Here is a 13,057-nt window from a genome sequence, read left to right as displayed (position 1 = left end):
TGGAGTGACCGGCGGTCAGAGGGCGGAGCGGCCCCAGGCGGTGACGAGGGTGTAGCCGAGTTCGTGTGTGCCGGGGGCGGTGAGGTGGTTGATGGCGGCGGTGAAGTCGGTGGCGCCGATGAGGCCGGTGGCGAGGATCTCGGTGCGCATGGCGCTGAAGGTGAGTTCCCAGAAGCGCGCCGTGTGGCTGTCGGCGCGCACCAGGGGGGTGTCGGCGGCCATGTCGACGTCGTTGAGGCCGGCGTCGGTGAGGGGGGTGGGGTAGGTGCGGGCGTAGTTGAGGTCGCTGTCGAGGGTGGTGACGAGGGCTTGGTCGTATGCGCGGGTCAGGGCGCGGACGGCGGGGTGGGGTGAGGCGGCGGCCATGGTGTTGATGACGTCGCTGACGATGAGGTGGCCGCCGGGGGCGAGCCAGGACACCAGTCGGGGCAGGACTTCCTCGCGCCGCGGGAGGTGGCAGAGCGTCAGGCGGGCGTGGATGAGGTCGAAGCCCGGCGGGGGGAGTTCGGCGTCGGTGGCGGTGTGGACGTCGGCCTGCCAGATCCGCACTCCGGGGTGGGCGGCCTCGCGCAGCAGGCTGGTGTCGCGGTCGAGGGCGGTGGTTTCGCCGTCGGGGCCGACCTGGCCGGCGAGCCAGGCGGCGACGGTGCCGGGCCCGGCCCCGACGTCCAGGCAGCGGCGGCCGGCCAGGGGTCCGAGGTCGGTGATGCGGCGCCGGGTGAAGGCGTCGAACACGTCGCCGATCAGGCCGATGCGTTCGCGTTCCAGCGGCTGGTCGAAGCCGTACAGGCGGCTTCCGTACTCCTCGGTCTCCACGTCTGTCGTCACGGCCCGCACCCTATAGTGACTCTCCGAATCTGATCAACTACGTTTGGTGGAGGTCCGTGGTGTCCGTGTCCGCTTCCCCTCTCCGGCAGGACGGGAGGGCGCAGGCGCTCGCCGACCTGACGGCGGGCCTGCGCCGAAGGCCCCCGCGGCTGCCGTACCGGCTGCTGTGGGACGAGCACAACAGCGCCCTCTACGACCGGATCCGCGAACAGCCCGAGTACTACCTGAACCGGCTGGAGACGCGGCTGCTCCAGACCCACGCGGCCGACGTCATCGCGGACTGCCGGGCCCGCACCCTCGTCGAACTCGGCGCCGGCACCGGGGACAAGGCACTGGCCCTGCTGCGGCACATGCCCGCCCCGGCCACCTACCTGCCGGTGGACGTCAGCGCCGGCGCACTGGACCACCTCAACCACCGGCTCCGGCAGAGGAGCCCCCACACCAGGGTGCGGCCGGTGGCCGCCGACTTCACCCGCCCCTGGCCCGCCGCGCTCCTGGACCCCGGACAGCGCCCCCTGCTGGTCACCTTCCTCGGCAGCACCCTGGGCAACCTCCTGCCCCCGGAGCGCCACGACCTCCTGGCACTCCTCGCGGACTCGCTCCGGCCGGGAGACGGCCTGCTGCTCGGCGTCCCGCTCCTGGGCGACCCCGCCCTCATGGTCTCCGCCTACCAGGACGCCGCCGGCCTGATGGAGGCGTTCTACCTCCACTGCCTGCGCATCCTCAACCGCGACCTGGGCACGGACTTCGACCTCGACGCGTTCGCCCACCACGTCTCCTGGGCGCCCGGCGGGCAGCGGGTGGAGATCGGCCTGCGCGCACTCACCGACCAGCGGGTCACCGTCCCCGGCCATCCCGACCCCCACCGGGTGGCCTTCGTCCAAGGTGAGGTCCTGCGCGCGGCGGTGGCCATCCGGTTCACCCCCGGCCGGCTCGATGACGAGCTGTCGGCGCACGGCTTCGAGACCGTACGCCACCTGCCGGACCCCAGCGGCCGCTACCTGCTCCTGCTCGCCCGCCTCCCCCGCTGACCGCCTCCCCGGCTGACCCGTGTGGCGGGGCCCCGGGCCGAACCGCGGGCGCGTTCATACGATGACTGCGTCCGTCCGTGTGACCGGCGTCCTCGCGGCTCGCCCACACCCGTCACGGGACGGAAGGATCCGGGCCGACCCGACGCACCACATCCGGAGGCAGTGATGACGACCGCGCCCGATCTGAGGACCCGCAAGTTCGACCGGTTCTTCGACCTGCTGGACACCGACTCCAACGGCTTCATCGAGGCCGACGACTGGGCCCGGACCGCCCAGGCGTTCTCCGCCGGCTTCGGCCACGCCCCCGGCTCCCCGCAGGCGGAAGCCCTCCACCGGGCCTACCAGCTCGTCCACCACAACATCTGCACGGCCATGGACACCGACGGCGACGGACGCGTCAGCCGGCAGGAGTTCCACGACGGACTGCACCGCCACGTCAGCGACCTCAGCCTCCTGGACAGCACGTTCCGCCCCGCGCTCGACGCCGAGTTCGACACCGCCGACACCGACGGCAACGGCGTCCTCGAAGGCGACGAGATCGACCGGATCTGGACCGCCTGGGGCATGTCCGACCAGGACGCCAAGACCGCGATGGAGCAGATGGACCGCGACGGCGACGGCCGCATCAGCCGCGACGAGTACTACTCCACCTGGCGCGAGTACCTGGCCAGCGAAGACCCCAACGCACCCGGCAGCTGGCTGCTGGGCCACCCGTAGCCCTCCCACCGACCAAAGCGACGCCGCGCCCCCACCGTCCGGTCCGCAGGGCAGGGCGATGGCCCGGGCGTGAAGCGCCACCAGCCCAGCACCTCCCCAGCCCGCTGATCCACCCCACCCCCGCCACCGACTCTGACCAGAACAAACAGATTCGGCCCCCAGCGAAGCGGCTGCGGGCCCAATCACGTTCCGGAAGACAATGAGGCTGGTCAAACCGACATACCGTCGGTTTGACCAGCCTCATTTGGTCGGTTGGCCCCCGCTCAACCGGGGTTGCTCACCGCGTTGCCGTCGTCGTCCGGATGGCTCAGCCGTGGGGCGACGTGCCCTGGCCGGATCTAGCGTCGGGAGCAGATCGAACTACCGGCTCCGGAGGTTTGCCATGCCGCTCGACCCACCGATCGCCGCCGTGCTGGAACAGGTCAACGCCGGCGGCCCCCTGCACTTCACCGGCGACAACGCCGAGCAGATGCGTGAGGTGAACCGGCAGATGGTGGCGGCCAACCCACTGCCGTCCCCGATCGAGGTCGGCTCGGTGCAGGACGCCACGGTGGCCGGCCCGGCCGGTGCGGTTCCCATCCGGGTCTACCGGCCCGCCGATACGGGCCCGGTTCCCACCGTGGTGTTCTTCCACGGCGGCGGCTGGGTGACCGGTGACCTGGACACGCACGACGACGTCTGCCGCCGGATCTGCCGCGACGTACGGGCCGTCGTGGTAGCCGTGCACTACCGCCGGGTCCCCGAAGACCGCTTCCCGGCCGCCATGCAGGACTGCCTGGCCGTGGCCCGCCACGTCGCCGACCACATCGACGACTACGGCGCCAGGCCCGAACGCCTGGCACTGGCCGGCGACAGCGCGGGCGCCCACGAAGCCGCCGTCGTCGCCCTGACCTTCCGCGACGAGGGCCGGCCGCTCGCCGCCCAACTGCTGGCCTACCCGCCGACCGACTTCACCCGCGACTACCCCTCCATCACGGAGAATGCCGACGGGTACTTCCTCACCAAGGACCTGCTCAGCGAGTTCCGCACCGGATACGCCGGCGACGACCCCCAGGCACGCCGCAACTGGCAGGTGTCCCCGCTGCTGGCCGACCACAGCGGCCTGGCCCCGGCGATCATCGCCACCGCCCAGTACGACCCGCTGCGCGACGAAGGCCACGCCTACGCCGAGGCCCTGCAGCAGGCCGGCGTGGACGTGTTCTACCGCAACTACGACGGCGTGATCCACGCCTTCCTCAACCTCTTCGGCCTCTCACCCGCCGCCGAACAAGCCACCAACGAACTGCTCACCGAGCTCGCAAAGCGGCTCACCTAGGCACATCGTTCCCGTGTCAACGGACAGGACTTGACGACTACGCGTTGTGACATCCGCGGCCAGATGACTCCCCGTCACGTGGCCGCGAGCGGGGAGTCTGAACTGGCCACCGACACCCGGGAGCGGCTGGCTGGGCGGGAGCTGACGAGCGGCCGATGTCACTGAGCGTGAGTGAAGTCTGGTGGATCGGATGGGTCCGGGGCGGTGTGAGTGGGCAGTGGCGATCAGCGAGAAGTCGCACACGGTGAACGCGAAGTCGCTGATCCGTGTCGGAGTCCCGCTGCTTCGGGGCCTGGCGGCCGTCGCCATGATCAGCGTTGATGGCGATCATCTGGGGTGCTCAGGCGTACGGCACGTCAGCGGCGGGCATGCTCGGCGGTCTGGGCGATCTCAGCCACCGTCAGGCCGCCTTCCCTCCGCGGAGACGGGACCGGCAGGAGGGACGTCGCATGCATGCAGACGGCTCCTGGAACCATGACTGGTTCCAGGAGCCGTCTGGTGGCGGGTACCGCCCGGGTGCGATTCGCTCCGAGTCGCACGGTCGGGGGCGTCTGCCGTTGTGCGCGCTTGCTGGACTACTTCTTGGGGCGGAAGGGGTCCTCGCCGCCGGGCCCGGCGGAGCGGCGCCCATGGGTGGTGGGAGTCGTGCTCGCCTCCGGATCGACCACGCCGTCGGCCTTGGCGTCGGTATCGGCGTCGGCCTCGGCGTCAGGGGCCGCTTTCTTGCCGAAAGTGTCTAGGAACTTGCTCAGGTCCTGGTCCGACATGCTGTCCTCCGTGTGGTCGCAGTCCGTCTTCGGGCTGGCTGCTGGGGACCCGATCGACGTGGCACACGTCCCAGGCCTCCGAGATGAGTCAGCCGGCGGTACACCCGCACCAACGATCAAGCACGCCGAAGGAAACGGGCGGACAGTCGTCGCCGCTTCGTCAGCAGTCACGAGGAGTGATGACTCAAGTGGTCGTCTGCGGGAGATTCGTGCTGGCCCATGCCACGAAAGCTGGCCACCATCACGACTCCGAGGGAGGCCCCAGCGCAGCCGAGCCGGAGTCAGATCCCATCCGGAAACTGCGATCCAAGATCGCCTGGCGGAGTCAGAACTGACCTTCCGACGGAGTCAGTTGTCACTGACGCAGCCAGTGGGGTAAGTCCGGCGGTTCGGGCCCTCGGCCGGAGCGCCAGGCCGGCGAACCGGATGGGGTGAGGCTGGAACGCGGTGTCGATGCGGCGGGCCGACCGGCGCGCGGCTCACTCGTTCGGGTGAGCATCCCGCCCGGAGCCGGGAAGGTGCGCAACGCTGAGCCCGTAGCGACACCTACGGAGGCAGACATGTACCCCACCAAGTTCAAGTACACCCAGGACCACGAGTGGATCGAGGTCACCGGCAAGACGGCCGTTGTCGGTATCACGGACTGCGGGCAGAGGGAACTCCAGGACCTCACCTCGGTGGTGATGGAAACGAAGGTGGACGCCCAGCTCGAACAGGGGGACCACTTCTGCACCGTTGAGTCGGTCCTCGCGGCATCCGACATCCACATGCCGGTCGCCGGCAAGGTCATCGAGATCAACGAGAACCTCGCCGACGATCCGGAATCCGTCAACACCGAACCCCACACCACCTGGTTCATCAAGATCGAGGTGTCCGACGCCAAGCAACTGGACGAGCTGCTCACCGCCGCCCAGTACGAGAAGTTCCTCGCCGAATAGCACCGGCCGGGCGGCACCCTCGCGGGAAGGCGCCGCCCCGCCCCGCGCATCCGGGTGGCGCGCTCACCACGTCGGCCCGCCCCTGAGCCGGGCGGCCTTCGCGAGCGCCCGCCCGGCGCCCGGTGCGACGAGCCGAGCGCAACGAGGCCCAGACGACTCCTTGGCGCCAGCCGTCGCACCGTTGCCGTTGTCAGATCACCGGGCCGAAACGGCTCGGCGCCTGCTTCCCTGCTGCTACCGTCCGGGAAGACAACACTGACTGCGTGTTGCGACGACCGCTGGAAACCGCCTGAAGTCCGGGGCCCGCTGCCGTACGCCCGGCTCGGCCCGGTGAAGTGTCAGAAACCGCTGCGGCGTACGACGGGCCGGGTGGGCGCGGCCTGCTCGCCGCGCAGGGCGAGAGCCGCAATACGGGTGCGCTCCAGCCAGTCGATCACCTGGCGCAGTGTGGCGGGGTCGAGGTGGCGGGTGATGTCGCGGACGGCCTGGTGGTCGGCCTCGTTGAGGAAGTAGAGGCCGGCGCGGTCAAGGGCGGTGCAGAGGGGTTCGGCGGCCGCTCCGGCGAGCTGGCGGTGCGCGGCGTCGGTCCGCTGCCGGGCCTGGTAGGCGGCCTCGGCGGCGCGGTCCGCGACGTCGCGCCGGTGGCGGGTGGCGGTCTGGGCGCGCTGGAGGCCGAGGTCGTGGTCCTGGTCGTAGGTCTCATGGCCGGTGGTGGCGGCCTCGTCGCGGATGCGCTGCCACTCCTGGTAGACGAGCGCGGCGTGGGCGACGGCGCTCTCGACGCCGTCGGCGGCGTACCGGCCGGCGGCGCGCAGGTCGATATGGGCGTCGGCGAGAGCCTGGTCGACGGCAGCCAGGGTGAAGCCGGCTGCCTGGCGGCGGATGCGGGTACTGGTCTCGCCGAGCAGGCCGTGCTCCTGGCCCTCGCTCTCGTCCTCGTCGGTGCTCTGGTCGTCGTCGGGGCGGGCGGGGTGCTGGGCGAGGGCGGCGTGGAGCGTCGCTCCGGCCTCCCACGACTCGGTGTGCAGAACCGGCTGGCTACGGCCATCGCTGTCGCGGGTGACGACGAGCCGTCCGTCGACCAGGGCCGCCCAGCCGACCAGACCGTTGATGTCCTTCTCCACCCAGCCGCGCGCCAGGCTGGCGCCATGGTGGAGGGTGCGGATGCCGTCGTGGCCGGACCAGCGCAGCCAGATCGCCCCGCGCACCAGCGCCGAGTCGAGGATCGCCCGGCCCAGGTCCCGGTGGGCGGGCAGCGGCTGGCTGCGGGTGGGGAGCAGCTCCAGCGGGGCGGATGGTGTCGGTCATCGCGGGTGCTGCCTTCCGGCTCGGGTGGGTGGGCGGGGGCGGCCAAGTGGGCCGGGCCGCCCCTGTGGGTGGTGCTGCTACTGGTCGCCTGCGCAGTCGTGGTTCGACTCGATGTACTCGCCGTCGGTGAAATCGGTCTCGGTGGCCCAGCCGCAGGCGGAGCACTCGGCCCGGCCCTCCCAGCCGATCTCGGGACCGTCGCCCCTGTCGCAGTCGTGGTCGGCGTCCACGCTGGTGCCGTCCTCGAACTGGGCATCGCCCCCTTCACCGCACGCGCCGCACATCCAGTCGGCGAACCAGGTGACCGAGGCGTCCACCGCGCCCTGGCGCTGCTCCTGCACCTGCTGCTCGGCCTGGACGGTGGACAGCGCGTCCAGCAGGGTAATCTGCTGGACCGTCAGCTTCCCGTCGGCGGTGGCCTTCTCCTGCTTGCGCAGCCACGCGCCCGGGCGGAACGTCGGGTCGGCTTCGCCGCCGGTGCGGTTGGCGGGGCCGTCCAGGGTGCCTCCGGTGGCGAGGTAGGCGAGCAGGCGGCGGTAGGAGCGGTTCCAGTCCGGCTCGATCCGCCACATCGCGTCCAGCGCGGTCAGCTTGGCGTCCTGCGCGGCCGTCAGCTTCGCGTTCTTGCGCTGGCGGCCGACCCACGCACCCACCGCGTGGCCGTCGAGCTTCTCGGCGGCCGGGACCGCAAGGTGGCCGTGCGTCTCGGCCCAGGCCCGGGCGTGGGCGAAGCCGCGGTCCCAGGAACGGGCGTGCTTGTCCCAGATCATCCCGAGCTGGTCCAACTCGTTGATCCGCACCGGGGCGAGCAGGCCGGCGCCCTTGAGGTAGCGCTGGCGGTCCAGCCAGGAGACCAGCACGCCGTCCCGCGTCTTGTCCGTCGGGTCGAGGTGACGGTGCCCGGTGTGGAACGCGGCGGCCAGGCCGAACATCCGCTGCCACTCGGTGGCGCGCGGGTTGAACGCCCGCAGCTTCACCGTCTGCAGGATCTGGGCAGCGTGCTTGCGGGCGTTGATCCGCAGCCAGTCGACCGGGGACTCCTGGGCGGGCTGCTCGGCGTCCCCGGCCTCGCCGGACTCCTCGCCCGCCTCGGACTCGGCGACGTCCTCCTTCTCGCCGGCCCGCTTGGTGCGCAGCTCGGTGATCCGGCCGACGACCCGGGCGTCGTGCGCGGCCAGGGCCCGCAGGACGCGCCAGATGGTGCGGAACGAGCTGGCTTCGATCTCGTCGTCGGCCTCGGCCTTCACCGCTTCCCCGGCCTCGGTGACCTTGGCGGGGTCGGTGGTGGCGGTGTCGTCGCCGATCTCGGGGGTGGGGAGGTAGACGGGGATGATGACCCACGACACCTTGCCCTGGCGGTACGCCTGGCGCAGGGCCCGGCCGACGGCCTGGACCACGTCGATGACGCTCGACTTGGGGTCGGCGAAGACGATGGCGTCCACGGCGGCCACGTCGATGCCCTCGTTCAGCAGGCGGGAGTTGCAGATGATGCAGCACTCCTCGCCCTCCTCGCCGGGCCGCTCGCCGGTGGTGGCAGTGAAGGTGGCGAACGCGGCCCGGCGGTCCTTGAGCTTGTCGGAGCCGGCGACCGCGAGGGCGGTCACCCGCTCGGGCCGGTCCGCGACGGGCAGCAGCTCGGCGGTGGCGTTCATGGTCGCGGCGAACTCCCGGGCCGCCTGCACCCGGGAGTGGAAGGTGATGACCCGGCGCAGCTCCAGGTCGGCGACCGCGCGCAGCACCGCGATCTGCAGCGCCAGGCGCAGGAGTTCCTCGTTCGACCTCTGGGAGCGCAGGTCGGCGACGGCGGGCAGGTTGAGCAGCTCCCGGAGGTCCTCGTCGGTGACGACGGGTACGAGTACCCGGTAGTCGGCGAGGTAGCCGTGCTCGATTCCCTGGCCCAGCGTCCAGGTGAACACCGTCTCCCCGTAGATGCGGGTGTCCGACATGGAGCAGAGCGCGGGCAGCCGCTCCACGTCCTGGCCGTCGCCTGCGGCGGTGAGGTCGGCCAGGCCTGGCTTCGCCTTCGAGTCGTCGGCGATCTTCGGGGTGGCGGTGAAGTACAGCCGCCGGGTGGCCGGGACCTTCTCGTCGGAGTGGATCGCCGCCCACGCCTTACCTTCGGAGCCTGCCGTCCGGTGCGCCTCATCGATGATCACGGCGTCCCAGGCCGGGAGCCCGAACTCCTTGTGCGCCGTGACGATCCGCTCCAGCGACGCGTAGGTCGCGTAGACGGTGACCGGCTCGCCTGCCTTCATCTTGGTCACCAGGTCGGCGATCCGCGCGGCCTGAGTGGTCACCCGGGCGTGGAGGCGGCCGCCGGCCTCCGCGCTCTCCAGTGCCTCCGCCCGCGAGCACGCGGCGATCGCCAGGCCGCGGCGGCCGCCCTTGAGCGACCAGGCGGTGGCGGTCTGCTCCAGCAGCTCGATCGTCGGCACCAGCACCAGCACCCGGCCCCTCGCGGCCAGGCGGCGGGCGCAGCCGGCGGCGATCAGCGTCTTGCCGGAGCCGGTGGCGGCGACGATCGTGGCGCGGCCGCCGTTCTTCACGGCCTTCACCGCAGCCGCCACCGCGTCCTCCTGGAACCAGTGCAGCGGCAGCGGGTTCACCAGGACGGGCGGCTCGGCCTGGGCGGGCAGCGACGCCGGGCCGCGCAGCCCGGCCGGGACGTCCTGCTCGGTGGCGGTGGCGGTGGTGGTGGTCGTGGTGTCCACGGCGCGGAGTCTCCTTCGTCTGCCGGGTGATGCGGGGGGCGGGTCAGTGCTCGTCGGGGTAGGCGTACTGGTGGAGGTAGCCGATCAGTTCCTCCACCAGGGAACCGAACGCGTTGATCGACCAGTCGGCTTCGAACCCGCGCCGCAGCAGGATCGAGGCCAGCGCCTCCTCCAGGCCCTGGGCATCGTCGACCGAGGGCTCGATGTCCTGGTGCAGGGTCACTTTGGCCTTGGCAGCCGCCTCCTTCAGGACAGCGAGCTTGTCGGCGGAACCCCAGAACCAGGCCGGCCTCGGCTGACCGAAGATCGGATGCTCCGTCATCCGGCTGTCCTTTCATCACCGCGGCCGGGCGCGGTGCTGTCCTGGGCCCGGGTGGCTTCGGTGAGGAGCCGGCGGGCGGTGCTGGGTGAGGTGCGCAGGTTCCAGGCGATCTGGCTGACGGTGTGGCCGCTGTCCCCCAGCTCAAGCGCCATGGTGCGCAACTCAGCCCGCCTCGCGGCGCTGAGCCGCCCGTTGTGCTCGGTGCTCATCCGTTGTCCTCAGGGACCCAGGCGCGAACCTCGAGGTACGCGATGTCGGCGTCCTCGACCGCGCGGCCGGTCTCCACCAGCCACTCCTTCATCGCCTCGGTGACATCCCCGTGGTGGTCGGCGACGCGCTGGGACCACTCGGCTGCGTCGAACCCACCGGACGAACTGGAGCCGTAGGTGCGCTCCTCCGTTCCGTCCGAGCGGGGGATGAAGCCGCGGCGCACACCGCCGGAGTCCTTCTCCGATCCGGCGGAGTAGACGTACTGGTCGGCCTTCATCCGCACCGTGAAGGCGAGCTTCCCGCCGGCCTGGCCGGTCTCGTGGACGACCGGGGCGAGGTGGGCGGCGCCGGAGCGGATGGCCTGCTTGCCTGCGCGGCCGGCCATGCTGCCGCCCGGGGTGCCGATGGTGTCCTTGCCGCGGACCCGGGCCTTCTGGCCGCCCTTGGTGGTGCGCCGCTTGGTGTTCGCCCCGGCGATGCCGGACAGCGCCTCCTCGTCCCGCTCGCCGCCACGCACCGCGCGGACCACCTGGCGCAGCGCGTTGACCATGCTCGCGCCCTTGCCCTTGGTGAAGAACTGCGAGATGAGCGAGGCGTCGCGGCCGAGCATCTTGGCGACCTGGCGCTTGGTGTAGCCCTGGTCGATCAACTGCTGGGTGAGCTGCGCGGCCTCGTTCGGGTTGGTCGGGTCGGCGGGGCTCACCGGTCACCTCCCTGGGTGTAGTGGGTGCGGCCGAGGTCGCGCAGGGCCATCAGGTCCTCGACCGTGGCCGGGGGCGCGACGGGTCCGGGCAGGTGGCCCTTCTTCAGGAAGTCGCCAGGCTGGCCGTGGTAGGGCCAGGAGACGTCCTCGGTGGTGTAGATGGCGTCGGTGCGGAACGCCACGATGCTGCGGGCGGGCAGGTGGAGTGCGCCGACGTGGACGTCGTCCTCGCGCATCCGGGTGGACAGCAACGCGGCCCGCGCCCCGGACCAGACGCGGGCCGCCCACTCCGGGTGCGCATTGGGGTCGCGGGAGAAGCCGGTGGAGCGCTGCCACGTGACCAGGCCGCCGTCCTGACCGAGGATCTCCGCCCCGGCCGGAAGCGGCTCGCCCGCCGGAGTGGAGCCGGAGACCATCCGGGGGCGCTGGGCGAAACCGCCGAGCCCGAACAGCAGGATGGCGCGGACCGCGCGGGAGGCGAGAAAGGCCGCCTTGCGCTGGCGCTCGTCGCCGTGCAGCTTCGAGAGGTTGGTCAGGTCCGCCCAGGCCGACTTGAGCTTCTTGCCCCAGTCGTCCAGCGGCTTGCCGTCCTCCCAGACCAGGCCGTCCAGCACCTCGATCTTCCACGGCATCAGGTGGTTGGACAGGGCCAGGTGGATCTCCGCGCCGCCCGCCCAGGTGGTGAACGTCGATCCGGGCTCGGCCGGATAGGCCCACGCCTTCTCCCCCGGCACCGGGGCGGGCAGCAGCCCGACGTGCTCCCAGCCGTCGGGGACGGTGACGCGCACGTTCCAGTGCGAGCAGGACATCAGGGCCTTCGCCTGCTCCTTCTCCGCCAGCGCGGCGAACCGGCCTGCGGTGAGGCGCTCGGGGGGGCCGACCCCGCTCTTCCAGGTCTGCTTGCCGTAGGCGAACGTGGCGTCCAGCTCCACCAGCCGGTCCAGCTCGGCCGGGACCCGGGGCGGCAGGATCAGCTCGGTGCGGCCCTGCCCGGCGGTGGCGTGCAGCAGGCCGCGCAGCTCCTCGCTCATGACGGGGTAGCCGCCCGCCCACTTCCCCTTGAGCGGGATCGTGCGGGTCCACAGGTCCCGGCCGGTCTGCGACGGCGAGCCCATCAGCACCGCGTCGTCCCAGTGCCGGCGCAGCGCCTGCCACAGCAGCCGGAACGCGTCCCGCACCGTCGCCGCGTCCGCGCCGGCCGGGTCGAACCACTCGACGATCGAGCGGATCTCCACCATGTCGCCGTCCGGCTGCGCGTGGGGGGCGTAGCGGCCGACGGGCTGGCGCTGGTGGACGAAGTGCCCGGCGAGCTGGTCCCGGCCCCGGCCGGTCGCGGTGGTCCAACGCTCGGAAGGGGTGTTGAGCCAGGCCGCCACCGCGTCCTTGAGCGTGGAGTACCGCTCGGCGCCGTCGTGCCAGGGGTCACCGGTGGTGACGTAGATCCGCTCGGTTCCCGGCGCGGCGGCCAGCACGGCATCAAGGATCTCCCCCGGGGTACGGGCACCGAGGGTGAGCCGAACAACCTGGTCGCGGGCCACCAGCTCGCCCTTCGCGGCGTCCAGAAACACCGTGGAGCGGGCCTTCTGGGTGAAGGCCGGGCGCTTGGACACCAGGCCCGTGGTCACGGCCTCGAAGCGAGCGCCGTCCGGGCCCTGCGGCAGGGACGGCAGCTCACGCACCCCCGATTCGTCCACCGGACGTACCGGTGTAGGGACCGAAGCGACCGGCGCAGCGGGAACCTCGGACGGCTGCTCGGCGACGACGGCCTGGTCCTCGACCTCGTCCGGGGTCTCCGCCGTCACGGCGGCCGGGGCCGGCTGCTCGGCAACAACGGGAGCCGGGCGGGTCAGCACCGGGGCGAGGGCACCGACCGGCGGCGCGGGCTCGGCCACCGGGACCTGCACGGGCGCGGCGGCGGGAACGACGACGGCCTGGTCCTCGGCCTTGGCCGTGCGCAGGGCGGCCGGGGTCGGGTCCAGAAGCGGCGCGATCCGCACCACGTCGGCCAGGGTGAGGCCGGACGCCTTGGCAACCGCGTCGGCCTTGGCAGCCTCGTACCCCGCGAGCCCGGCAACCCTGCGCGAGCGCTGGGCGGTGAGCTTGTCCAGCTCCTTCCGCGCGGTGGCGACGGCCTTCTCGGCCTGGCCGATCTCGGTGCGCAGCTCGCGCAGGCCGGCGAGCTCGGCGGTGTACGTCTGGCGGTCCAT

Annotated in this window: 12 protein-coding genes; 4 read left to right on the top strand and 8 right to left on the bottom strand. The window is 71.9% G+C overall.

The window, feature by feature from the left end; genetic code table 11:
• Positions 1–15: 15 nt before the first annotated feature.
• The gene (locus tag OHV05_RS34880; protein ID WP_405021320.1) at positions 16–828 is read right to left on the bottom strand and encodes a class I SAM-dependent methyltransferase; all 813 of its coding nucleotides are present in this window, start codon (positions 826–828) and stop codon (positions 16–18) included.
• A gap of 65 nt (positions 829–893) precedes the next feature.
• On the opposite strand from OHV05_RS34880, the gene OHV05_RS34875 reads away from it, so the two are divergent.
• The 3 genes from OHV05_RS34875 (at position 894) to OHV05_RS34865 (ending at position 3,891) form a co-directional block, all read left to right on the top strand.
• Positions 894–1,859, top strand: coding sequence for an L-histidine N(alpha)-methyltransferase (locus OHV05_RS34875; protein WP_405021319.1), 966 nt, complete (start codon positions 894–896; stop codon positions 1,857–1,859).
• A gap of 165 nt (positions 1,860–2,024) precedes the next feature.
• Positions 2,025–2,576 (top strand): EF-hand domain-containing protein, encoded by a 552-nt coding sequence (locus OHV05_RS34870; RefSeq protein WP_405021318.1) that lies wholly within the window; start codon positions 2,025–2,027, stop codon positions 2,574–2,576.
• Between the two features lie 382 nt (positions 2,577–2,958).
• Positions 2,959–3,891: an alpha/beta hydrolase gene (locus OHV05_RS34865; RefSeq protein ID WP_405021317.1), complete on the top strand. Its 933-nt coding sequence runs from the start codon at positions 2,959–2,961 to the stop codon at positions 3,889–3,891.
• Between the two features lie 575 nt (positions 3,892–4,466).
• Here OHV05_RS34865 and OHV05_RS34860 read toward each other — a convergent pair.
• The gene (locus OHV05_RS34860) at positions 4,467–4,658 is read right to left on the bottom strand and encodes a hypothetical protein (protein ID WP_405021316.1); all 192 of its coding nucleotides are present in this window, start codon (positions 4,656–4,658) and stop codon (positions 4,467–4,469) included.
• A gap of 560 nt (positions 4,659–5,218) precedes the next feature.
• Here OHV05_RS34860 and OHV05_RS34855 point away from each other — a divergent pair.
• Positions 5,219–5,596, top strand: coding sequence for a glycine cleavage system protein H (locus OHV05_RS34855; protein WP_405021315.1), 378 nt, complete (start codon positions 5,219–5,221; stop codon positions 5,594–5,596).
• Between the two features lie 338 nt (positions 5,597–5,934).
• On the opposite strand, the gene OHV05_RS34850 is transcribed toward OHV05_RS34855, so the two are convergent.
• The 6 genes from OHV05_RS34850 to OHV05_RS34825 all read right to left on the bottom strand — a co-directional run bounded on the left by OHV05_RS34850 (position 5,935) and on the right by OHV05_RS34825 (position 13,057).
• Complete coding sequence (locus OHV05_RS34850; RefSeq protein ID WP_405021314.1) at positions 5,935–6,804, bottom strand: hypothetical protein; 870 nt, start codon at positions 6,802–6,804, stop codon at positions 5,935–5,937.
• Positions 6,805–6,981: 177 nt separating this feature from the next.
• Positions 6,982–9,615 (bottom strand): Helicase associated domain protein, encoded by a 2,634-nt coding sequence (locus tag OHV05_RS34845; protein WP_405021313.1) that lies wholly within the window; start codon positions 9,613–9,615, stop codon positions 6,982–6,984.
• Positions 9,616–9,658: 43 nt separating this feature from the next.
• Positions 9,659–9,937, bottom strand: a complete 279-nt coding sequence (locus OHV05_RS34840; RefSeq protein ID WP_405021312.1) for a hypothetical protein — start codon at positions 9,935–9,937, stop codon at positions 9,659–9,661.
• Positions 9,934–10,146: a hypothetical protein gene (locus OHV05_RS34835; protein ID WP_405021311.1), complete on the bottom strand. Its 213-nt coding sequence runs from the start codon at positions 10,144–10,146 to the stop codon at positions 9,934–9,936. The genes OHV05_RS34840 and OHV05_RS34835 overlap by 4 nt, the downstream gene beginning before the upstream one ends.
• Positions 10,143–10,850, bottom strand: a complete 708-nt coding sequence (locus OHV05_RS34830; protein ID WP_405021310.1) for a helix-turn-helix domain containing protein — start codon at positions 10,848–10,850, stop codon at positions 10,143–10,145. The genes OHV05_RS34835 and OHV05_RS34830 overlap by 4 nt, the downstream gene beginning before the upstream one ends.
• On the bottom strand, positions 10,847–13,057 hold the full coding sequence (locus tag OHV05_RS34825) for a hypothetical protein (protein WP_405021309.1): 2,211 nt from the start codon (positions 13,055–13,057) through the stop codon (positions 10,847–10,849). Before OHV05_RS34825 ends, OHV05_RS34830 begins: the two co-directional genes overlap by 4 nt.

Source organism: Kitasatospora sp. NBC_00070 (assembly GCF_045041205.1).
In the GTDB taxonomy this organism is placed as follows: Bacteria; Actinomycetota; Actinomycetes; order Streptomycetales; family Streptomycetaceae; genus Kitasatospora.
The sequence above is the reverse complement of the archived record's forward strand: the minus strand, read 5'-3'. Positions and strand labels throughout refer to the sequence as shown.